The organism is Arthrobacter sp. JZ12 (genome assembly GCF_035189165.1).
Classification (GTDB): Bacteria; Actinomycetota; Actinomycetes; order Actinomycetales; family Micrococcaceae; genus Arthrobacter_D.
On record NZ_CP045246.1, the window covers coordinates 1,000,170 to 1,022,728 of the forward strand.

Sequence of the window (22,559 nt, forward strand, 5' to 3'; positions counted from 1 at the left end):
CGACGACGAGAACCAACGCCACCCGCACCCGCAACGCGGCCCCCAGCACGGCAAGCAGCCGTGGTGGAGGGTGATGTGCCTGACCGGCGTCGACTACTTCTCCACCCTCGGCTACCAGCCGGCGATCGCCGCCGCTGCCGCGGGTGCCCTCGCCCCGATCGCCACCCTCATCCTCGTGGCCGTTACCCTGTTCGGTGCGCTCCCGGTCTACAAGCGCGTTGCCCGGGAGAGCCCGCACGGTGAGGGTTCCATCGCGATGCTGGAGAAGCTCCTGCCGAGGTGGAAGGGCAAGATCTTTGTCCTGGCGCTCCTGGGCTTCGCCGCCACGAGCTTCACCATCACCATGACCCTCTCCGCGGCCGACGCGACCGCCCACCTCATCGAAAACCCGTTCGCCCCGTCGTGGCTGCACGGACAGGAAGTGCCGGTGACGCTGGTGTTCCTGCTGCTCCTCGCCGTCGTCTTCCTGCGGGGGTTCCGGGAGGCGATCGGCATCGCCGTCGTCATAGTGGCAGTGTTCCTGGCCCTCAACCTGGTGGTGATTGTTGCGGCAGCCGGCCAGGTCGCGATCGAGCCGCAACCGATCGACGACTGGTGGGCCGTCCTCACCGCGCAGCACAGCAACCCGCTGGCCATGATCGGGATTGCCCTGCTGGTCTTCCCACGGCTGGCGCTGGGCCTCTCCGGGTTCGAGACCGGCGTGGTGGTCATGCCCCAAATCAAGGACGGCCCGTTCGATACCGAGGAGCGGCCCGAAGGCCGCATCGCCGGCACCCAGAAGCTGCTGACCCTCGCGGCGCTGATCATGAGCGGGTTCCTGATCGCCTCGAGCTTCGTGACCACGCTGCTGATCCCGGCGTCGGAATTCGAGGAGGGCGGTGAGGCGCAGGGCCGCGCGCTCGCGTACCTGGCGCACGAATACCTCGGCGAAGGGTTCGGCACGCTCTACGACATCAGCACCATCGCCATCCTCTGGTTCGCCGGCGCCTCGGCCATGACCGGCCTCCTCAACCTCGTGCCGCGCTACCTGCCGCGGTACGGGATGGCTCCAGCCTGGTCGCGGGCCACCCGGCCCATGGTGCTGGTGTTCACCGCCGTCGCCGCGGTTGTCACCGTGGCCTTCAAGGCCGACGTCGACGCCCAGGGCGGTGCCTACGCCACCGGCGTGCTGGTGCTGATCACGTCCGCGTCGGTGGCTGTGATCCTGTCCGCGCGGCGGCGCGGCCGGTACCGCGCCGTCGTGGGTTTCGGGTTGGTGTCGCTGATCCTGGTGTGGACCACGCTGGCGAACGTCTGGGACAGGCCCGACGGCGCCGGGATCGCCGCGCTCTTTATCCTCGGCATTGTGGTGGTGTCCTTCGCGTCCCGTGCGCGGCGGGCGTTCGAACTGCGTGCTGCCACCATCACGCTGGACGAGGAGGCGCTCGCGTTCCTCCGGGTGGAGGCAGGCCGCGAGATCACGCTGATCGCGCACGAGCCCGAACGGCTGAGCGCCGCGGCGTACCGCAGGAAGCTGCAGCACACCTGCAGCGTCAGCCACCTCACTCCGAGCGACGACCCGTTGTTCATCGAGGTCATCGTGGACGACTCATCCGAGTTCGAGACCCACCTGCAGGTCCGCGGCATCACCCGCCACGGATTCCGGATCCTCGAGGTGCACAGCTCGAACGTGCCCAACACCATCGCTGCGGTGATGCTGCACATCCGCGACATCACCGGACTCATGCCGCACGTGTACTTCCGCTGGACCGAGGGCGATCCGTTGGCCAACCTGTTCAAGTTCCTGGTGATCGGGGAGGGCGAGATCGCCCCGGTCACCCGCGAGGTGCTGCGAGAGGCCGAGCCGGACGTCTCCCGGAGGCCCTGGGTCCACGTCGGCTGATCCCTCACCAATGAAGAGCAGGAGGGGTGCGGCTTTCAGGCCGACACTCCAGAATTCAGAGGGCGCGGCGCACCTGGTCCAGTTTCAGGTCGATGTCCTCTAGATCCCGGACGGCTGCACTGAGCAGCCTCTGACCGATCAGGTTGGCGTCCTCCCGCTCGTACCGGGCCCGAATCTCGAGCACTGTCGCGGCCATCTGCGCCCGCGCTGCTTCGAGATTCGCCAGGTAGTCGGTTCCGTCGCTCGGTTGCGCCGTCATGATTCCCCCTTCGGCAAGGTGTTCTTGAGTTGCTGCAGGCCGGACCGAACGCTGGCCCTGATCACGGGCTGGGGTACGTGCAGGCGTTTGGCAGCCTGTCCGCAGGTGAGACACTCGGAGAAGGTCAGGCTGAGTGCTTCGCGCTGCAATCCAGTGAGCTGGTCAAGGCACGCCGGCTCCGAATGTTCGACGGGCCTGTTGCCGGTACGAAGTCTGTGCGCAGCGGCACGATGCGTGATCGACATGAGCCACGTCATCGGAGAATCGGAGGCCGGGTCGAAGGTAGCGGCTCGTTCCCAGACTGTCTGGAACACTTCCAGGGTTGTGTCCTCGCTGACTTTTCGATCCACAAGGAGGTGCAGGGTCAGCCCGTGCACCCTGTGGGCGGTGCGCCGGTACAACTCGGCGAACGAGTTCCGGTCTCCATGTGCCGTGCCTTGAACCAACGCGACCAGCGATTCTGACTGGTCCGCAGCGGACTGCAAGTGCTTTTGGTTCATAGCGGACGTATCACGCTGTGCGTTCTCCGAGTCATTCCGGCCGCGCGAATCGCGCCCTGTGGTGTTGCCCCGATCCCGACTTTCCCACGAATACATCCCAAACTGAAACTAAGCTAGCTGATCGTTACTATTCGGTGATCTTTGGAATCGGAGTCCACGGGTTCCGCTGCCTATGACCTTGCAAGGCTTTCCAGGACATCCAGTGCGACGGCGGTCCCATTTTCCCTGCGCATGTGCGATCCCGTGTGGGCCGCCTGCTCCCGGTACCGCCCGATGTGCGCCAGGGCGTGGGCGAGCCGGGCGGTCGTGGCCTTGCGGTAGGGGACGGGCTCGGGACCGAGGTCGCGCTGGTGCAGGAGATATCCCCAGAACGGCTGGTCCGCGATGAACGGAACCACCACCGACGGGACGCCGGCCCTGACCACGGCGTGCGTGGTGCCGGCGCCCCCGTGGTGGATCGCTGCGGCAGCCCGCGGCAGGACCAGGCTGTGGTCCACCGACTCACGCACCAGGACGTCGTGGCTCCTGAGATTGGGCGGGACGTCGATGCCGCCCCAGCCGGTGGCCGCCACCACCCTCAGCCCGTTCCGGCGGGCCGCTTCCACAATCGCCGTGCCCAACGCGCGCGGGTCACCCGCCTTCATCGAACCGAACCCGGCGTAGGCAAAGTCACCGCCGTCCAGGAAGTCGAGGAGTTCCTGATCATTTTCAGCACTGTCAGCCGCCTCCTCTCCAGCCGGCGGGTGAGTGCTCCAGTGGCCCGTGAGGTGAACGGAGTCGGGCCAATCCACGGGGCGGGGAAGCAGCTGGGGGCTAATCGGGATCATTGTCGCGTCCGGGCGCGGTTTAGTTCGCGGGGCGGGCGGGAGGTCCTTCACCGCCTGGTCCAGTTCGCGCCGGAACATCAGTGTGGCAACGTCCGCGAAGCGGTAGGTCATCCGGTTCAGCGGACCGAGGCTGGCCCTGCTGATGAAAGGCGCCGGGAACTCGCGGGTGGCGGTGAAGGACGGAATCGTCTCCACCAGCACCGACGGGATGCCCAACCGCTGAGCCGCGATCGGAGCGCTGAGGACCTTTGGGTGGTAGACCACAACGTCCGGAGCGAACTCCACAATGTGTTCCACGGCAGCGGACAGGAGTTGGCTCATCGCCGGCCGGATGGCGGTGCGGAATTCTTTCGCCGCCATGCCGGGTGACACGCCGTGCTCGCTGATGAACTGAGCGAGATCCATCCGCAGGCTGACCGTGTCCAGGCCGCCGACGTCGACCCCCGAGTTGTCCGGGATGGCCGTCCGCACCGAATGGCCACGGGCGACCGCGGCGCGCGCCAGCGCAAGAAACGGTTCCACATCGCCGCGCGTACCGGCGGTCAGCAACAGGATCTTCATGAGGTGCTCCGTTCCCTAGATCGATCAGAAATCGGCATGTCGGGCATCACGCACTCAGGTCACGCCGGCGCAGGAAGAAGGCCGCTAACGCGGTCCCGGCGACGGCCACGGTGATCAGGCCCAGTGCGCTGGCCCCGTCGAAAGCCTCAACCGGCATGGCTGACGAGTGCCGGAACGGGCTGGCGTCCTGCAGCCACGCCGGCAGGCCAAGCAGCTCCCCGAATTCTCCGAGGACAACCCCAACCGCGAGCATCCCCCAACTCAACACGATGCTGACCCTTGGGAAAAGGGCAAAAGCCAACGTAGCCACGGCAAGAAACACCAGCGCGGCCGGCACGTACGCCAACGCCGCCGGAACCAGCGACCAGTTCGGCCCGTCGGCACTGCCGGACAAGCTCAGCCCAATTGCGGCGGCGATGCCTGCCGTTCCCGACACCAGGGCCGCGGAAACAGTGGCCGTGAGCAGGTTAGCGCCGAACCAGCGGGTGCGGGATGCGGGAACCGAGAGGAGGAGTTCGGCCCGGCCCTCCGCCTCCTCGGATCGCATGCGAAGGACCCCCTGAATGCCCGCAGCCGCCGCAAAGATGGACGCGATGCCGAACAGCGCCGTCACATAGATATCGACCAGCCCGGCCTGCCCTCCCGGCACCAGCCGGCCGATGAGCTCCCGCAGCGGCGCCGCACTCGAGATGGCCTCCGACACCGCAGGCCCCAGCGCGCCCGCAACGGCACCAAGCGCCGCAGCACCAATGCACCAGCCGACGACGGCGGAGCGCTGCAGCCGCCACGCAAGCGCCACGATGGAGGCTCCACCCACACCGGCCCGCTCCCTGCCCACGCGCTGGGGCAGCAGGCTGGCACCGAGGTCGCGCCGTCGTCGTACCAGTACTGCCACTGCTCCCAGCGCAACCGCGGCAACGAGGGGGACCAGCAGCATGGCCGGGTCAGGGCTGGTGAACGGGCGCACCCGCTGCCCCCAACCAATCGGCGACAGGAGCGACGGCCAGGCGCTGGTCACGGACAGCAGGTCGGCGGAGGCGGTGCCGAGCGCGTCGCCCATCCCGCGGACCGCGTAAGCCGCGCCGACCAGGCCCGCCGAGATGCCGTTGGCGCTCCTGCCCGTGGGCATGAGCTGGGCCGCGACGGCGGCAACCGCCGTGAAGAAGATTCCCACGGTTCCGACGGCGGCGCCCGCGGCGACGGACCCGCCCGCCGGCAGCCCGCTAGCGAGAAAAGCGACGGCCACAAGGACGGTGAGCAGCAGGTTTGCCGCGATGCCCAGCACCAGGGTCGCGGCGAGCGACGCCGCCCGGGGGAGCGGAACCGCGCCGACAAGTTCAGCACGCCCCAGCTCTTCGTCCGCGCGCGTGTGCCGGACCACCAGGAATGTGCTCATCAGGCCCGCCAGGACAGCAGTGAACGCGAACCCCTGGAAGAACACGACGGCGCCGACGCTGACGCCGTCGGGCAGGCCGCGGAGAAAAAGGAAGGCCGGGTTCGCCGCCGCCAACCGGACGATCGCCGCCCGCGACTCCTCGTCCCCGAACTGCGTGCCCACAGCCGTGGAAGTCACGAAGGTGAGCAGCGCGATGCCGGCGATCCAGATCGGCAGCGTCACCCGGTCCCGCCGGGCCATGAAGCGGACGAGCCGGAACGCCCCGGACATCACGCGACCTCGCTGTAGTGGCGAAGGAACAGCGACTCCAACGACGGCGGCGCAACCGACACGCTGCTGACTCCCGGCTCGGCGATGCCGGCCAGAACGGAGGCGAGGTCGGAGGGGTCGACGTCGAACTCCACCGCGCCGTCGCCCACGGTGACGGCGTGGACGCCGGGCAAGGCGGACAGGCGGGAAGGGTCAGTCAAGCCGGTCACCCGGAAGTGCGTGCGCTGCAAATGCCGGAGCTCGCCCAGAGTGCCCGACTCCACCGCCGTTCCCGCGCGGATGATGGTCACCCGGTCACACAGCTGTTCCACCTCGCTCAATATGTGGCTGGAGAGCAGGACCGTGGCGCCGTCGCGGCTGACGCGCTCGATCTGGCGGCGGAAGGCCGCATCCATAAGCGGGTCGAGGCCGCCGCTCGGCTCATCCAGCACATAGAGGCGGGCCGGGCGCGCGAACGCGGCAATCAGCGCCACCTTCTGCCGGTTGCCCTTGGAGTAGGTGCGGGCCTTCTTGCGCGGGTCGAACTCGAACTCATCGATGAGGCCGCGGCGCAGCTGCTCATCGGCGCCGCCCCGCAGCCCGGTGAGGAGGTCGATGATCTCCCCGCCTGAGAGATTCGGCCACAGGCTCACGTCGCCGGGAACGTAGGCGAGGTTGCGGTGGACTCCCACTGGGTCTGACCACGGGTCCAGTCCGAAGACCCGAGCGGTGCCGGAGTCCGGGCGGATGAGTCCCAGAAGGACTCTCAGCGTGGTGGACTTGCCCGCCCCGTTGGGTCCCAGGAAACCGTGAACTTCTCCGCGCCGCACTGTCAGGTCAAGGCCGTCGAGTGCCCGGGTGCGGCCGAAGTTCTTGCCCAGCCCCCGGACTTCAATAACAAGGTCTGCTGCTGCGTTCATCGGCGCTGCGCTCCTCAGGACGTTCCATGCCACAGGGTACTCCCGCGTGATTGGGTGCTGTAAGCATGCTGTAGGATTGACTGTTGATGCCTAGGCGAGGGAACAGCCCGCTCTGAGTTTTCAGGGCCTGTTCCGTTATCGACGGTGGCTGGCGGCTTTCCTGATCGCGCACATCTGCGCAGGGGGATGATGCTGGGCTTCGTTGCTTTTCGCCCGGTACGTCCGGAACATCCTCAACTCTTCAGGAGACATCATGTCCGAGCAGAAGCTCGCCGCAGAACTGCGCACTGACTTCGGCAAGGGCGCTGCCCGCCAGGCACGCCGCGCCAACAAGATTCCCGCCGTCATCTACGGCCACGGTGCAGACCCCATCCACGTCCTGCTCCCCGCAAAGGCAACCACCCTGGCAGTCCGCCAGGCCAACGCCCTGCTGAGCATCGACCTCGACGGCGAATCCCACCTGGCGCTCGCCAAGGACATCCAGCGCAACCCCATCAAGCAGATCGTCGAGCACATCGACCTCCTGACCGTTCAGCGCGGCGAGAAGGTCCAGGTTGACGTCAACATCCACGTCGAGGGCGAGCCCGAAGCCGGCGTTGTCACCAACCTCGAGCAGCCCACCGTCACCGTCGAGGCCGAGGCAACCCACCTGCCCGAGTCCCTCACCGTGAACATCGAGGGCCACAAGGTCGGCGAGCACGTCCACGCCTCCGACATCAAGCTCCCCAACGGCGTCACCCTGCTGACCGACGCCGAGACCGTGATCGTCAACGTCACCGCTCCGGTAGTCGCCGACCTCGGCGAGGAAGCAGCCGAGGGCGAGACCACTGTTGACTCCGACGGCGGCGAAGCTACCGCTGAGGAAGCAACCGGCGACGTTGCTCCCGAGGTAGTCGAGGACTAATCCTCCCTGTCGGAAGCATTTATGGCTGACAACACCTGGCTCATAGCCGGGCTCGGTAACCCCGGGCCCGGCTATGCCGGCAACCGCCACAACGTGGGCCAGATGGTCCTCGACGTCCTGGCCGCGCGGCTGGGAGGCAAGTTCGGACGCTCCAAGGCGAACGCCGTCGTACTCGAAGGCCGCCTTGGAATAGGCGGACCGCGGCTGGTCCTGGCCAAGCCGCTCACCTACATGAACCTCACCGGCGGGCCCGTGTCCCAGTTGGCGAAGTTCTACGGCATCGAGCCCGACCATGTTGTTGCCGTGCACGACGAGATCGACATCCCCTTCAACACGATCAAGCTGAAGATCGGCGGGGGAGAAGGCGGGCACAACGGCCTGCGCGACATCAGCAAGGCCCTGGGCACCAAGGACTACCTGCGCGTTCGCGTGGGTGTGGGTCGCCCGCCCGGCCGGCAGGACGCCGCCGACCACGTGCTGCGGGACTTCAGCACCACCGAGAAGAAGGACCTGCCGATCCTCCTCGAAGAGGCGGCCGACGCCGTCGAAAGCGTGGTGCTGGAAGGGCTGGTTCCGGCACAGCAAAAGTTTCACTCTGCCGGCAAATAGCGGTAAACTTATTGCGCAGTCCGTAACAGGGCTGCACGGCCTTACGGCCCCGAAAGCGGGGGTCGACGTTGGGCGGCCTCTGAGACTGGGCCACCCCCATCCCAACGTCGGCCCCTTTTTCGTGCCCTGCTGCCGACACCTTTCGTGCTTAGTTTTCAGCTGTGAACCGGCCGAATCCGGGCTGCAACCCCCTTCTCAATACGGTGGACAATCAGCTACCTTATTATCTGGACACTTCAACGGGGACGCGCGTTCTTCAATTTTCTTGCTCGTAACAGCGGAGAAATTGGGGTTCAGTCAGCACCCGTTCGGGCGTAGTCTTGTGGCCTAGCGCACGGAGTGTTGGGGCGGACTGATGAAATTTTTTGTGATGTCCGGTGCGAACGATGACCTGTTGGCACCGAGGTTGAAGAAGGATCGGCCACCAGGCCGAGTGTTCCCGAGCGTCGGAATGCCATCATGCTGAACGTCCATGGGGAATGGCCGTTGATCGGCCGGGACAGCGAAATTGAAGATATTCGGGAAGCGCTGCAGGACGGCGACTGCTGTGGGGTGATCCTCACCGGGCAGTCGGGCGTCGGCAAGACGGCGCTGGCCCAGAGCATTGCGCGTGAGCTCGAAGACACCTATGAGCTGGTGTACGTCCGCGGATCCGCGCTTGCCTCGAAGATGCCCTACGGCGCCCTGAGCTTTGTCCTCAGCGATCTCGATGACGCGATCGTTGACAACCCGCTCATGCTGCTCAGGGGCCTTCAGGAGTTGTACCAGCGCAGGGAGGACGGGCGCAGGACCCTGATCCTTGCCGACAACCTCGAGGAACTGGATTCCTCCTCTTCCATGGCTCTTGCCCACCTGGTGCGGGTCGGCGCCGTCAAGCTCATCGGCATCTGCCAGACGATCGATTCCTCTCCGGAGGAGTTCGGCGACCTCTGGAAAGACGGTTTCCTGAACCGGATCGACCTGGCACCGCTGGACCTGGCGGCCACAACGGAGTTGCTCTCCCGTGCGCTGAACGCGCCGGTTTCCAGAGCCGCTGCCGCCAGCATGTGGCACACCACCGGTGGCAACCCGCTCTTCCTGCAGGCCCTTACCCGCGAGCAGGTGGACACCGGCGAGATGCAGGAGCGCGACGGCGTCTGGGTGGCCAAGCCGATGTCCGCACCGAAGACGCGCCGGTCCATGACCGACTGGGTCATGGCGCGCGTCCGCCGGTTGCCTACCGAGCAGCGGGAGACCCTCGAACTGATTTCGGTGGTTGGAGCGATCCCGCTTGATCTCCTCTTGAGGTTCGTGCCGTCATCGGCCGTAGATACGCTGCAGGACCGCCAGGTCATCTCCATTGACCAGCGGGACTCGCCGGTGGTTCGCATCACCAACGGATTGGTCAGTGAAGTGGTGCGCACCCAGGTGCCGCTGGGCCGGGGTCGCGAACTGATGCGCGCACTGGCCGCCGAAGCCCGCGAATGGGAGATTCCTCCGCTCGCGCGTATGACCTTCGCAGCGTGGTGCCTGGACACCGGAGCGGAGTTGCCCGCCGGGAAAATGATTAACGCCGCCTGTCTGGCTAACCGGCACCGCCAGGGAGCGCTCGCGCTGCGGTTCATCCGGTCCATCCACAACTACTCCTCGCTTGCACCGGCGGTAATCGAGGAGGCGAAGGCGCTGGGGGAGGAGGGCGACGTCACCGGCGGGCTCACCGTCCTGGATCAGTTCCTCCAGACACACACCGCCCCGATTCTCGAGGACTGGGTTGAGATCCGGCTGCTGCAGTGCAGGCTGCTGATGAAGAGCCCAATCAGGTACGCGGACGCCGAGCCGTTGCTCGCCCAGGTCCGTGAACGGCTGCAGGAGGAGGGAAGCAGCGCCGACGTCGCCGACCTGGTGCATGACTCTGACGAACTCGCCGCCGAACTTGCCGTCCACAACGGGCGCTACGCCGAGCTTCTTGAGGAGTTCGGTTCGCTGATCACCGATCACACGGGCGACGGCCACAGCCAGGCCCTGCTGGGCTGGCTCGCGGAGGCGCTCGCCATGACCGGCCGCCAGGACGACGCCGTCCGGCTGGCTTCCACCGTCCTGTCCCGGTTGATGGACACCACCTCGGATTCGCTTCTGCACGAAGCGGCCATCGCGCGACTGTTCAAGATCATGGTGCTGTCCGGACGCTGGGCTGAGTGCCTCGAAATGGCAGCTTCACCGGCACGCCATGGGAAGGAGTCCGCCTACGACGGATCCGCCTCCGAATTCGCCGAAGGGTGCCTACTGGCCTATGGGGGGCGCGGGTCTGAAGCCCTCGACAAGCTACTTCCCGCGTTGAGCCAGATGAGGGTGCGCGACAGGCAGCACACGTTGCCCATCGCTGAGGCCGTGACGGCCTACGCCTACGCCCTGGCAGGTGAGGCGCATGCGGCGCAGGAGCACCTGGAGCGCTCCGAACACCGGCCCGAGCGGCTCTCCTGGCACACCTATCGCGCACTGCAGTACTTTGCGACGCTGGCATTGCTCGCGGTGAAGGCGCCGGTCGAGGTTGGCGAACGCATGCTGGAGCTCGCCGATGAGGATCGTGCCATGGGCAACCACGGGCACGAGTTGTTGTTCCTGTGCCAGGCCGTTCAGCTTGGAGTGGAGTCTGCAGCGGATCGGCTGTTTTCTTCCGCTTTGGCCGCGCAGGGACCGTTTGCGGAGGTATGCGCCCTGTATGGGAAGGGCATTGCCTCCCGCGATACGCACCAGCTGTTGCTCGCGGCGCAGAAGGCGTCGGATTTGGGCAACTGCCGGCTCGCGGCGGACGCGGCCCGCCTCGCAGCGCAGGTTGCGCAGGAGGGCAACGATCAGGCGACCATCAACGGTGCCGAGAAGGTGCTTCGTGAGGTGGGGGCTCCTGGTGTCGCAGGGCGCCGGGGTGCACTTGACTCCCTCACCGAGCGCGAGCGCAGTATCGCCGTACTTGTGGCTAAGGGCCGCACCAACCGCGACATCGCCGACATCATGTGCGTCTCCGTACGCACGATCGAAGGCCATGTCTACCGTCTCTACAACAAGCTTGGGGTCTCCTCGCGTAGCCAGCTGGCACTTCTTCTTGAGTAGCTGAAGATGGCTGAACATTCTGAGGGTGGGCAGGATCTTGTAGGCCGGGAAGACCTGATTGAGGAGATAGTCGGTGCGCTGCGCGGGTCGCAGTTCCTTGGCGCGCTGCTGGTGGGGGAGGCCGGCGTCGGCAAGACGGCGCTGGCGCGCGCTGTCGCAAAAAGGCTCGACGGCGACGTGTCCGTGCTACCGGTCGCCGCCAGCCCATCCCTCAAGAAGGTGCCGTTCGGCGCTCTTTCGCCCTACCTGCACTCCCTGTCGATTAACGACGTCGGTTCCTCCGTGGCCGTATACCGCAGCATCATGTCGCACCTGGAGTCGAGCGGGAACGGTGGAAAGCGGACACCGCTCTTCCTGGTGGACGACAGCCACGAGCTGGACGACAGCACCAGCATCCTCCTCTCCCAACTGGTGACCGGGCGCCGTGCCCGCCTGCTGGCACTGTCCCGCACGACGCCCGGGCCCATGTCGGAGTTCGGCGCAATGCACCAGGACGGCCTGCTGCGCCGCTACATGATCCGGCCGCTGACCGTGTCCGAGGTGCATGAGCTGTGCGTCCGGGAACTCGGTGATGATGTGCTGACCAGCGTGAGCAGCACGCTGGCTCAGACGTCCGGCGGAAACCCGATGTTCCTGCTGGCCCTGCTCCGCCAAGGCAGGCGGTCCGGCTACCTCGCACTGCGCAATGGCGTGTGGCGCCTGATGGGCGCGCCGCCGCCCTTGGACACCAGGCTGGTTGACCTCATCAAGGCCCGATTCCGCCGCAGGCCGGACGAGGAACTGAACGTGCTGGAAACCCTTGCCCTCGCCGAACCCATGCCGCTGGAAGCACTGGTTCAGTGCACCGACCGGCAGGCTGTGACAGACCTGCATGAAGACCGCATGATCGTGATCGCCGGCGGGCGCGAGCAGATGGTGAGCCTGAGCCACCCGCTGTACGGCGAGGTGATCCGCCAGGACGTGCCGGCCGGACGCAGCCTTACGATCCGGCGGAAGGTGCTGGACGTTTTCGACCAGGAGTCCAGTTCCGCGGACGGGTTCCTGCGGTTCGTCGCGTGGGGTTTGGACTGCGGCCTGCCGCCGGATGACAAGACCCTCCTGCGCGCGGCTGTGGTGGCCAACCGCCTGCACGACGCCGAATTCGCACTTCGTGCCGCCCGCGCCGTTCACACGCCCGAGCTGCGCGGACGCGCGCTCGCCGAGATCGCTCGCGCCCAGCTGGTGCGCGGCAACCTGGGCTACGCGCGGGAGATAGTGGACGAGGTGCTCGATCAGTGCAACAGCTTCACCCTGGCCAAGGAGGTGACCCTGTTGTCCCTCGCGCTTCGGATCCGGGAAATGAACGCTCCCCAGATGATGCGGGCCGACGCCGTACGGTGGGCAGCAATCACTGACCGCATCGCGGCGAACAAGACCGGCGCGGAGGACGACGCACTGGCAGCCGGCATTGCCATCTCGCGCAACGGGCAACGGATCCTCGAGTGCTTCGCGCTGAACTACGAGGGACGATTCCTCGAAGCGGAGACACAGTTGCGTGAAATTCTGGCGGACAAGTACTGCACCGAGGAGGTGCGGCTCGGGGCGCTCGCCCTGCTCGGGGAGTCCCTGGGATCCACGGGCAAGGGGTTGGAGGGAGCGCGCGCCACCGGTGAGGCCCTGCAGATCATCTGGGCGAACGGCACCAAGTACGTGCCGCACGCGGAGTTCGTCCTCACCCGGCACTTCGTGTCGCTGGCGCACGCCGGCTGCTGGGACGAGATTGAGGAACTGCTGGACGGCATGGTTCGCGAACAGTCCAGCGGTGCCGCTTTCACCGGCGTGCAGGAGATGGCTGAGGGCCTGATCGCCCTGCGCAAGGGGTTGATGAAGAGTGCCCGCACCGCTTTGATCCTCGGAGTTGAGGGGCTGCGGGAGGGCGATTCCAACCAGCTCATGGCGATGGCACTGGGGCTGGCGGCATTTGCGTGCGCCATGGTGGGGGACACCGCGCGCGCCCGCGCCTACTCGCATGAGTTCGAGGAAGTCGCCGCGCTGGGCACCCGCCAGGGTCAACTGCTTGGAAAGATTCACATCATCGGCGCCCGCGCGCTTTTCCAGGGTGCTGGGCGGAGCATCGAGGAACTGCAGGTCCTGGCGAAGCAGGCAGAGGCAGATGGGATGAAGGTGCTCGCCGTCGTCGCACTTGAACTGTCCGCCCGGCTGGGCGACGAGCGGTGCTTCGAAGCGCTGGCGCGGCTCACCGAGGACTACGAGGGGCCGGAAGGCGCCGTCATGAACGCCATGGCGAAGGCGGCGCTGCGCAGGGATCCGGAAGCCCTGGTCGAGGCAGGGGAGTTCGCGCACCTGAACGGCTACCTCCTGGTCTCGGCCGAATGCCTGGGCAAGGCGGTAAAGTACTTCTCGCAGCGCGGCGAGGAACACAAGTCGCGGACACTGCAGCAACGCCTCAATGTTGTGATCGGGCAACTGGAGGGGCTGCAGAGCCCCCAGTTCTCCGCCGTGCGCTCCACCTCCAAGCTCACGCAGCGTGAGACCGACATCGCGAGGCTGGCCGGACAGGGCTATACCAACAAGGAGATCGCCGAGGCTCAGGGCGTCTCCGTCCGCACCGTCGAGGGCCATCTGTACCGGATTTTCGCCAAGCTCGGCATCACGCGCCGGGAGGAACTTCCAGGTGCTGAATCAGCAAGTACCGAGTAAGTACCCGTGTCCTATCCGTAACCGAAAATCGGGTACTCACTACTCGTGTTTGGGTCTTGCGCCGATCCTAGAGTTATCAACGTGGAGCCGGCGACGTCGATGCCTTCCCCAGACTAAGGCTCGTCCCCAGCCGTCGCCGGCTCCTTCCACTCCGCTCTTCAGCGGAATTTTTTTGAGCTTGACACATACCCCTAGGGGGTATACCTTCGAAGGTACCGGAGACAGGAAGTCCGAGCCCTGACGGGCCGCATACTCCTTGAAGGTCACTTGATGCGGCGCCTGCCGGCGGCAATTGACCACCAGCGGCCGCATCTGCCGAATAGCCGTCAATCCTTTGGAGATTCCAGTGTCCGCTACCCCTTCCTTTGAGCTGAGCGTCACCGACAAGTCGTCCTCCGGCTGCGGTTGCTGCGCAACCAGCGCCGCCGCGCCTGTCACTCCCGCTGCTGATGGTCTCGCCGCCTCATATGGCGTCACCGGCCTTAACTGTGGTTCCTGCGCCGCGCGCGTATCGTCCGCGGTCAACGCGCTCGACGACGTCACCGACGTCGCGATCGACCTGGTCAAGGACGGCACGTCCACAGTGACCGTCCACAGCAGCCAGCCTGTTCCTGCCGCAGCCATCCGTGCCGCGGTTGAAGGTGCGGGCTACCAGCTTCAGAACAACTGACTTTCCAAGGGTCCGGGACTCGCGTCCCGTCCGACCGAAGGAGACTCTGATGAAACACGAACAAACCTCCGCCCTGGACACCCACCAGCACAGTCAGCACAGTCAGCACAGCGGCCATGACGTACAGGCCGACCATATGGACGCTGACCATGAAGTCCACACGCACGGCCAGCACGCCGGGCACAGCACTGCCATGTTCAAGAACCGGTTCTGGATCAGTCTTGCACTGACCGTTCCGGTGGTCCTCTTCAGCCACATGTTCGCCGAGATCATCGGGTACACCGTGCCCGAATTCCCCGGCGCGATGTGGATCTCGCCGATCCTCGGCACCGTCATCTTTGTCTATGGCGGGACGCCGTTCCTCAAGGGCGGGTTTGCCGAGCTGAAGTCCCGTCAGCCGGGGATGATGCTGCTGATCGCGATGGCGATCAGCGTGGCGTTCCTCGCCTCCTGGATCACCACCCTCGGAATCAGGAATTTCAACCTCGACTTCTGGTGGGAACTTGCACTGCTGATCGTGATCATGCTGCTGGGCCACTGGATGGAAATGAGGGCCCTCGGCTCCGCAGCCGGCGCCCTAGACGCGCTCGCCGCGCTCCTTCCAGACGAGGCAGACAAGGTGACGGACGACGGCGTCGTAACCGTTCCCGTTGCCTCGCTGGCTCCCGGCGATGTTGTCCTGGTCCGGTCGGGTGCCCGCGTGCCCGCCGACGGCAGCATTGTGGACGGCGCGGCCGAGTTCGACGAGTCGATGATCACCGGTGAATCCCGCACGGTGTCCCGCGCGGTCGGTGAGACCGTGGTCGCGGGCACCGTCGCGACCGACAACGCTGTGCGGGTCCAGGTCACCGCCGTGGGGTCCGACACCACGCTTGCGGGTATCCAGCGGCTGGTGGCCGAAGCCCAGGCGTCGTCGTCGAAAGCTCAGGCGCTGGCCGACCGGGCCGCGGCGCTGCTGTTCTACTTCGCCCTCTTCGCCGGCATCCTCACCTTCATCGCGTGGCTGCTCCTGGGCAGCCCCGACGACGCAGTGATCCGCACCGTCACGGTCCTGGTGATCGCCTGCCCCCACGCGCTTGGCCTCGCGATTCCGCTGGTGATTGCCATCTCCACCGAGCGCGCTGCGAAGGCCGGCGTGCTGATCAAGAACCGCATGGCGCTGGAGCGGATGCGCACCGTCGACGTCGTGCTCTTCGACAAGACCGGAACGCTGACCGAGGGCCGCCATGCCGTCACCGCCGTCGCAAGTGTGGACGGGGTGGGCGAGGCCGAGCTGCTGGCGCTGGCTGCCGCCGTCGAGTCGGACAGCGAGCACCCGGTGGCACGCGCCATCGTCCAGGCCGCGGCGGACCACGACGAAGCACCCCGGCTTGGCTACCGGGGGACCGGTTTCACGTCGATGACCGGGCGCGGAGTTCGGGCCAGCGTCAACGGCTCCGACGTTGCGGTCGGCGGCCCGAACATGCTCAGGGAACTCTCCCTGGAGACGCCGGCGGAGATAGCCGGAACTGTGCAGGAGTGGATCGGCCGCGGCGCCTCGGTGCTGCACGTGGTCCGCGACGGGAACGTCATCGGCGCAGTCCGGCTCGAGGACCGTGTGCGGGACGAGTCCCGTGCCGCCGTCCGCGCCCTGCAGTCCCGCGGGGTCAAGGTGGCCATGATCACCGGTGACGCCCGTCAGGTTGCCGACGCCGTCGGTGCCGAGCTGGGGATCGACGAGGTCTTCGCCGACGTCCTGCCGCAGGACAAGGACTCCAAGGTGACCGAGCTGCAGTCCCGCGGCCTCAAGGTCGCGATGGTGGGCGACGGCGTGAACGACGCCCCTGCGCTCGCCCGGGCCGAAGTGGGGATCGCGATTGGCGCCGGAACCGACGTGGCAATGGAAAGTGCCGGCGTCGTGCTTGCCGGAAACGATCCGCGCTCCGTGCTGGCCATGATCGACCTGTCCCGCGCCAGCTACCGGAAGATGATCCAGAACCTCATCTGGGCCACCGGGTACAACCTGCTCGCGGTTCCGCTCGCTGCCGGCGTGCTGGCGTTCGCCGGGTTTGTGCTCTCCCCGGCGGTCGGGGCGGTGCTGATGAGCGTGTCGACCATCGTGGTAGCGCTGAACGCGCAGCTGCTGCGGCGGATCGACCTCAGTCCAGAACGTATTTGACCCCTACCTGATGAAGGAACTTACTGTGATGAAGCGTTACCTGGCCCTGCCCGCCTTCGCTGCTGCCGCCGTAGTCGTACTTGCCGGGTGCGGTGCGACGGGAGATGCGGCCGGCTCGACGGCGGAAACGGGCTCGACGGCCGACTCAACGGCGGAAGCCGGTGCCCACAACGACGCCGACGTGATGTTCGCGCAGATGATGATCCCGCACCATGAGCAGGCGGTTGAGATGAGTGACGTCGTTCTGGGGAAGGACGGCGTCAGCGCGGAGGTCGCCGACCTGGCCACCCGCATCAAGGAGGCGCAGGCGCCGGAGATTGGGACCCTGAACGGGTGGCTCGAGGCCTGGGGCGAGTCGGCCGAGGGTCACGCCGGGCACTCCGCGGAATCCATGGACGGGATGCTGAGCGGGGAGCAGATGGCTGAGCTAGAAGCCGCCGACGGCGATGCGGCCGGCGAGCTGTTCCTCGAATCGATGATCGCCCATCATGAGGGCGCCGTCGCCATGGCGGAGGAGGAGATCGCCAATGGCGAGAACACGGAAGCCGTTGCGCTCGCCGAGACGATCGTCGAGACCCAGGAAGCCGAAATCACCGAGATGAAGGAACTGCTGGGCGAATAAACCCGCTGTGCTACTCAAACTATCGGCGGCGCCCTCTCCGGGTGCCGCCGGTAGAATGAGTAGCGCACATTTCGCCGTCAAGGGAGTTCCATGCCCATCCTGTCAGCTCCGTCCCATCCGCTGTCGGACGACGAAGTGAGCCGCATCCGCAACGACTTCCCACTGCTCGCCAGCGAGCTCAACGGGTACCCGCTCGTGTACCTGGACTCCGGCGCCACCTCGCAGAACCCGGTGAGCGTGATGGAAGCCGAGCAGGAGTACTACGAGCAGCGCAACGCCGCCGTGCACCGCGGAGCCCACACCCTCGCGGTAGAAGCCACCGAAGCGTACGAGGACGCACGGGCCACCATCGCCTCCTTCGTGGGCGCCGCCGCCGAGGAGATCGTCTTCACCTCCAACGCCACCGAGGCGCTCAACTTCGTGGCCTACTGCCTGTCCAACGCGTCGCTGGGCCGAGGCGGAGAAGCCGCACGGCCCTACGCTCTTGGTCCGGGAGACTCCATTGCGGTCACCGAAATGGAGCACCACGCCAACCTGGTTCCTTGGCAGGAACTGGCCGCGCGGACCGGTGCCTCCCTGCGCTACATCCCGGTGGACGACGACGGCGCCCTCCTCCTCGACTGCGCCGCCGAGATTGTGGATGCCAGCACCAAGGTGCTCGCGTTCACGCACGTGTCCAACGTCCTGGGCACCATCAATCCCGTCGCGGAGCTGGTTGCCCTTGCGCGCTCCGTGGGAGCCCTGACGGTGCTCGACGCGTGCCAGTCTGTGCCGCACCTTGCGGTGGATGTTGCAGAGCTCGACGTCGACTTCCTCGCCTTCTCCGGGCACAAGATGCTGGGGCCCACCGGCATCGGCGTGCTCTACGGCAAGTCCCGGCACCTGCATGCGCTGCCGCCCTTTTTGACGGGCGGCTCGATGATCACCACGGTCACCATGGAGTCCTCCGAGTACCTTCCGCCGCCCACCCGGTTCGAGGCGGGCACCCAGCGCATCTCGCAGGCCATAGCGCTTGCCTCCGCAGCGAACTACCTCACCGAGACCGGCATGGACCGCATTGAGGAATGGGAACGCCAGTTGGGGGAGCGGCTCGTGGCCGGGCTGGAAGCGATCGACGGAGTTCGGGTACTGGGCCCGCGCGCGGGCCTGCCGCGGATCGGGCTGGCATCGTTCCATGTGGAGGGGGTGCACCCGCACGACGTCGGGCAGTTCCTCGATTCCCGCGGCATCGCGGTCCGGGTGGGTCACCACTGCGCCCAGCCGCTGCACCGGCGTCTGGGGATCACTGCGTCCAGCCGCGCCAGTACCTATCTGTACAACACCACGGACGAGGTGGACGCCTTCCTGGCCGGCGTCGCCGAGGTCCGCTCGTTCTTCGGGGTGTCCCGATGAGCGGGCTGGAAGGGCTGTACCAGGAGATCATCCTCGACCACGCCAAGCGGCGGGTGGGCAAGGGAATTGCCGGGGCGGACCTGCCGGGCCTGGCCTCTGCGCAGTCACACCAGCTCAACCCCATCTGTGGCGACGAAGTCACGCTAAAGGTCTGGATGGACGACTCGCGCATTTCGCGCGTTGCATGGGACGGCGCCGGTTGTTCCATCTCCATGGCTTCCGCCTCCGTGCTGAGCGAACTGGTCAGCGGGGAGACGCGTGACGAGATGATGGAACAGCTCGATGCGTTCCGCGAACTCATGCGCTCGCGCGGCAGCGTGACGCCCGACGAAGAGCTGCTGGGGGACGCCGCGGCCTTCGCAGGCGTCTCCCGCTTCCCGGCGCGAGTGAAGTGCGCGATGCTCGCGTGGGTAGCCCTCGAAGAGGCGGTCCTCGCCGCGAACCGGTGATCCGGCGTCAGACTCTGGAGAAGCCCATCGGTGGAACGCCGTGCCAGCGGTACAGTTCAAGCCGCGCGGACTCCTGTCTTCGGCCGCTTGAGTAGTCGTAGAAGTTGCGGGCCACGTAGAAGGAGCCGTCGGAGAGAGGATCGAAGCCGACGTCGGCCTTGAATTCCCACCCGTAGAGCCCCGTCTCCTCCGAGAAGACGCCTTCCTGAAGAAGCGGCAGCACCAGCCCTTTCTCCTCGCCGCGCTGTCCTTCGAGGAGTTGCAGAGCCGGCTGGACTGTTCCATCGACGACGTACAGGTTGTGGTTTGGAAACTCGGGCTTGGAACCCCGATAAACACCCAGGAACCAGAGCTTGTGGACCTTGTCGTATGAGAGGTTCTGTACGCCGTACCTCGTGTTGCCCGTGTAGACGAAGTACTTGGCGTTGACTTCCTCCGGGCCGGACCGGTGCGGGTCCGCCTGATTGAGCGGCCCCTCGTATCTGCTCCATTCGGACACGTTGTACTGCAGGATGACCTGGTAGTTGTTGTCGGTCCGGCTCGGGTTCCCGTAGATCCCGTATGCGACCATTAGCTGCTGTGGGCCGTGCTCATTACCAAACTCAGGCCCGAACGAGATGCCGTCGATTCCGCTGCACCCGTAGCGGTGGTCCGCGGTGGAGGCGGTATCGCCGTCGAACACACCGTCGCCGTCCATGTCGGCGGTGTAGTCCGCCACGACTTCCTTGAGATAGACAGCGGTCACAACACCGGAGTCCTCCGCGTTCATGCCGACACGGGTGATCTGTTCGACGTCGAAGATGGCGGCGTAGAAAGCCTGTTCCGCCTTGTACTCCAGCGACCCGTACACGCGACCGTCGTCCAGGTTGAAGTCGAGGTCACCGAGGTGCCCGACGAATCCCTCCACGGTGCCGAGGATGTTGCCCTGAAAATCGCTCTTCACAAGCATTCGCGTGAAGGAGGAGTAGACGTAGCCGTTCGCCTCGTCCACGGCGATCCCTTGGATATGGCCCGCATCCCAGGAGCCACAATGAATTTCGGCGGGATAGAGCTGGGTGGTGAGTGACATGGGTGGGTCTCCCTGGTACCGGATCCTTTGATGTCCGGTACCAAGGTCCCCAACCCATATGAACTAAGAGCAACGTGCAACAGGAGGGCGGACGAACACCCGGGGTAATCCGGGCGGTTGGCCCAACTGATTCAGCGGCGGTTTTCGTCCTCGAAGAGGTCAGGAATGCCGTCCTGGTCGGCGTCGACTTTCTCGGCTTCCTCAATGCGGCGGTAGCGCTTGTTGCGAGAGCGCAGCAGTACGGAAGCCAGCAGCGCCGCAAGGAGCGAGGCGCCCAGGATCGCGACCTTGGCGTGGTCGTTATGTTCGGAGCCAGAGCTGAAGCTGAGGTCGTTGACGAGTAGCGAGACGGTGAAGCCTATACCCGCCAGCAGTCCGACGCCGAGGAGGTCCACCCAGCGCAGGTCCGGATCGAGGGTGGCGCGTGTGGTCTTGGTGACAAGCCAGGTGGTGAGGAGGATGCCGATCGGCTTGCCGACCACCAGGCCGAGCACAATGCCAACCGTCACCGGATCGCTGAGTGCCGAGACGAATCCTTCAGCACCGCCAATGGCGACGCCGGCGGAGAAGAACGCGAAGATGGGCACGGCGATGCCCGTGGACAGCGGGCGAAAGCGGTGCTCGAAGGTTTCAGCGAGGCCGGGCTTGCCCTCCTCAGGCGGCAGCGCCTTGCCGTCCTTGCCCTTGCGGAGCACGGGGACCGCGAAACCGAGGAGTACTCCTGCAACGGTGGCGTGTACGCCGGAGGCGTGCATCAGGGCCCAGACGACGACGCCGATCGGCAGCAGGATCAGCCATGCCGCAGGGGTCCTGCGGCCGAAGAACTTGGGGTTCTTTTGGGCAAGGAAGGTGAACAGCGCCAGCGGGATCAGCATCAGCAGGAGATAGAGGGGTTCCACATCCTCCGAGTAGAAGAAGGCGATAATCGCGATGGCAATCAGGTCATCAACCACGGCCAGCGTGAGCAGGAAGATCCGCAGGGCGCTTGGCAGGTGCGAGCTGATGACAGCGAGGACCGCCAGTGCGAAGGCGATATCGGTGGCGGTGGGAATGGCCCAACCGCGCAGCGTCTCGGGCGAGCCCAGGTTGACTGCCACGTAGATGAGCGCGGGTACGACGACGCCGCCCGCCGCCGCCGCGACCGGAACCACGGCGCGCCTTGGGCTGCGGAGGTCGCCGGCAACGAACTCCTTCTTCAGCTCAAGGCCGACGAGGAAGAAGAAGATAGCCAGCAGACCGTCCGCGGCCCAGTGGCCTACGGAGAGCTTCAGGTGCCATGGTTCGTAGCCGAACTCGTAGTCCCGCAGTGCGAAGTAGCTGTCCGAGAAGGGGGAGTTGGCCCAGATCAGGGCGAGGCCTGCCGCGATGATCAGCAGGATGCCGCCGACCGTTTCCTTCCGGAGGATCTCTCCGATGCGGAGGTACTCGGGATAGCTGGAGCGTCCGAGGACGTTCCGGGGCTGCTGCTGGTGGGACACGGGAAAATCTCCTTCAGTGGGCAGGACAAAACCAATGCCGACCAGACTTCCCGGCTCACCGTGGGGTCAACCCTAACAGGGCTGCAGCTTGCTACGCGACGAGCGTCCGGATGCCGATCACCAGGGTTGCGGCGCCCAGGATCATCGACGTGGTCACGAGCATGAAGTGCACCTTCAGGAACCGCGTGGGTGCGCCGTTCTCATCCCGTGAGCGCGGATCCTTGAAGACCCGACGGAGGAACGGCGGCCAGACGATCAGGGTCCAGATACCGGCGACAACGAGGACGATCGAGAGCGCGAGTGGCAGCTCCATCAGCGGCTTTCCAGCCAGCTCTTGGCCTGGGCTGCCTGGATGTTGAGGGCCTTGCCGATGTACGGCTCGGCGGCGTCGGCGATCTTGGAACCCATGAACGGAATGGAGGAGCTGACGCTGCCCTCGACGTCCACGCGGGTGGAGGTGCCCTCGGCAACCAGGCGCTGAACGGCGTCGGCCGAGACGGGGACGCCTGCAATGGTGATGGACACCTTGGCCTCGCGGGAGCCGTCAGCGGCGGGCGCTGCCCACTGCTCGGTCTGAGTCACGGTGAGGCTCTCGCCGACGAACTTCCGTGCGAAATCCGGAAGCCGCTTGGTGGGGAGGGCGCGGACAGCGGTGAGGGTGAAGGCGGAGGTGGTGTCGCCGTCGACCGTCAGGGACTTCAGTTCGCCGCCGACGTGCTCGCTGATGTGCTTGAGGAACGCTTCGTCGGCGAAGGTGTTGGTCACCGTCTGGACGTCGTAGGGCAGGGTGGTTGAGGCGCTGAGTGCCACGAATCCTCCGAAGTTCG

19 protein-coding genes are annotated in these 22,559 nt (G+C 66.0%); 10 read left to right on the top strand and 9 right to left on the bottom strand.

Translation table 11 applies throughout. The features are described from left to right. Positions 1 to 73: 73 nt before the first annotated feature. The gene (locus GC088_RS04750; RefSeq protein WP_323961937.1) at positions 74 to 1,882 is read left to right on the top strand and encodes an APC family permease; all 1,809 of its coding nucleotides are present in this window, start codon (positions 74 to 76) and stop codon (positions 1,880 to 1,882) included. Positions 1,883 to 1,937: 55 nt separating this feature from the next. Here the strand turns inward: GC088_RS04750 and GC088_RS04755 are convergent, their stop codons facing one another. From GC088_RS04755 to GC088_RS04775, 5 genes are all read right to left on the bottom strand, one after another. Next, positions 1,938 to 2,141: a hypothetical protein gene (locus tag GC088_RS04755; protein WP_323960960.1), complete on the bottom strand. Its 204-nt coding sequence runs from the start codon at positions 2,139 to 2,141 to the stop codon at positions 1,938 to 1,940. After that, positions 2,138 to 2,641: a sigma factor gene (locus tag GC088_RS04760; RefSeq protein WP_323960962.1), complete on the bottom strand. Its 504-nt coding sequence runs from the start codon at positions 2,639 to 2,641 to the stop codon at positions 2,138 to 2,140. Before GC088_RS04760 ends, GC088_RS04755 begins: the two co-directional genes overlap by 4 nt. A gap of 170 nt (positions 2,642 to 2,811) precedes the next feature. Then, positions 2,812 to 4,029, bottom strand: coding sequence for a glycosyltransferase (locus GC088_RS04765; RefSeq protein ID WP_323960963.1), 1,218 nt, complete (start codon positions 4,027 to 4,029; stop codon positions 2,812 to 2,814). A gap of 46 nt (positions 4,030 to 4,075) precedes the next feature. Beyond that, complete coding sequence (locus GC088_RS04770) at positions 4,076 to 5,695, bottom strand: ABC transporter permease (protein WP_323960965.1); 1,620 nt, start codon at positions 5,693 to 5,695, stop codon at positions 4,076 to 4,078. After that, positions 5,695 to 6,594, bottom strand: a complete 900-nt coding sequence (locus tag GC088_RS04775) for an ABC transporter ATP-binding protein (protein WP_323960967.1) — start codon at positions 6,592 to 6,594, stop codon at positions 5,695 to 5,697. The genes GC088_RS04770 and GC088_RS04775 overlap by 1 nt, the downstream gene beginning before the upstream one ends. Positions 6,595 to 6,847: 253 nt before the next feature. Here GC088_RS04775 and GC088_RS04780 point away from each other — a divergent pair, with 253 nt between their 5' ends. The 9 genes from GC088_RS04780 to sufU all read left to right on the top strand — a co-directional run bounded on the left by GC088_RS04780 (position 6,848) and on the right by sufU (position 19,185). Beyond that, a complete protein-coding gene (locus GC088_RS04780; protein WP_323960969.1) occupies positions 6,848 to 7,498 on the top strand; it encodes a 50S ribosomal protein L25/general stress protein Ctc in 651 nt (216 codons plus the stop codon). Between the two features lie 21 nt (positions 7,499 to 7,519). Beyond that, positions 7,520 to 8,107 (top strand): aminoacyl-tRNA hydrolase, encoded by a 588-nt coding sequence (gene pth / locus GC088_RS04785; protein ID WP_323960971.1) that lies wholly within the window; start codon positions 7,520 to 7,522, stop codon positions 8,105 to 8,107. Between the two features lie 459 nt (positions 8,108 to 8,566). Next, positions 8,567 to 11,194 carry a helix-turn-helix transcriptional regulator gene (locus GC088_RS04790; RefSeq protein WP_323960972.1) on the top strand — a complete coding sequence of 876 codons (2,628 nt, stop codon included), beginning with the start codon at positions 8,567 to 8,569 and terminating at the stop codon, positions 11,192 to 11,194. A 6-nt stretch (positions 11,195 to 11,200) separates the two neighbouring features. Further along, the gene (locus GC088_RS04795; protein ID WP_323960973.1) at positions 11,201 to 13,894 is read left to right on the top strand and encodes a LuxR C-terminal-related transcriptional regulator; all 2,694 of its coding nucleotides are present in this window, start codon (positions 11,201 to 11,203) and stop codon (positions 13,892 to 13,894) included. Between the two features lie 346 nt (positions 13,895 to 14,240). After that, the gene (locus GC088_RS04800; RefSeq protein ID WP_323960975.1) at positions 14,241 to 14,564 is read left to right on the top strand and encodes a heavy-metal-associated domain-containing protein; all 324 of its coding nucleotides are present in this window, start codon (positions 14,241 to 14,243) and stop codon (positions 14,562 to 14,564) included. Between the two features lie 49 nt (positions 14,565 to 14,613). Continuing rightward, positions 14,614 to 16,722: a heavy metal translocating P-type ATPase gene (locus GC088_RS04805; protein WP_416377498.1), complete on the top strand. Its 2,109-nt coding sequence runs from the start codon at positions 14,614 to 14,616 to the stop codon at positions 16,720 to 16,722. A gap of 28 nt (positions 16,723 to 16,750) precedes the next feature. Next, the gene (locus tag GC088_RS04810; protein WP_323961941.1) at positions 16,751 to 17,344 is read left to right on the top strand and encodes a DUF305 domain-containing protein; all 594 of its coding nucleotides are present in this window, start codon (positions 16,751 to 16,753) and stop codon (positions 17,342 to 17,344) included. Between the two features lie 90 nt (positions 17,345 to 17,434). Then, positions 17,435 to 18,736 carry a cysteine desulfurase gene (locus GC088_RS04815; protein WP_323960976.1) on the top strand — a complete coding sequence of 434 codons (1,302 nt, stop codon included), beginning with the start codon at positions 17,435 to 17,437 and terminating at the stop codon, positions 18,734 to 18,736. After that, positions 18,733 to 19,185, top strand: a complete 453-nt coding sequence (gene sufU, locus GC088_RS04820) for a Fe-S cluster assembly sulfur transfer protein SufU (protein WP_323960977.1) — start codon at positions 18,733 to 18,735, stop codon at positions 19,183 to 19,185. Before GC088_RS04815 ends, sufU begins: the two co-directional genes overlap by 4 nt. Positions 19,186 to 19,192: 7 nt before the next feature. Here the strand turns inward: sufU and GC088_RS04825 are convergent, their stop codons facing one another. From GC088_RS04825 to GC088_RS04840, 4 genes are all read right to left on the bottom strand, one after another. After that, the gene (locus tag GC088_RS04825; RefSeq protein ID WP_323960978.1) at positions 19,193 to 20,254 is read right to left on the bottom strand and encodes a hypothetical protein; all 1,062 of its coding nucleotides are present in this window, start codon (positions 20,252 to 20,254) and stop codon (positions 19,193 to 19,195) included. A 131-nt stretch (positions 20,255 to 20,385) separates the two neighbouring features. After that, entirely contained in the window at positions 20,386 to 21,732 is a 1,347-nt protein-coding gene (gene nhaA, locus GC088_RS04830) for a Na+/H+ antiporter NhaA (protein WP_323960980.1), read from the bottom strand. A gap of 91 nt (positions 21,733 to 21,823) precedes the next feature. Continuing rightward, the gene (locus GC088_RS04835; protein ID WP_323960982.1) at positions 21,824 to 22,045 is read right to left on the bottom strand and encodes an SCO4848 family membrane protein; all 222 of its coding nucleotides are present in this window, start codon (positions 22,043 to 22,045) and stop codon (positions 21,824 to 21,826) included. Continuing rightward, positions 22,045 to 22,542, bottom strand: a complete 498-nt coding sequence (locus GC088_RS04840; RefSeq protein ID WP_323960983.1) for a DUF2505 domain-containing protein — start codon at positions 22,540 to 22,542, stop codon at positions 22,045 to 22,047. Before GC088_RS04840 ends, GC088_RS04835 begins: the two co-directional genes overlap by 1 nt. Between the last annotated feature and the right edge of the window lie 17 nt (positions 22,543 to 22,559).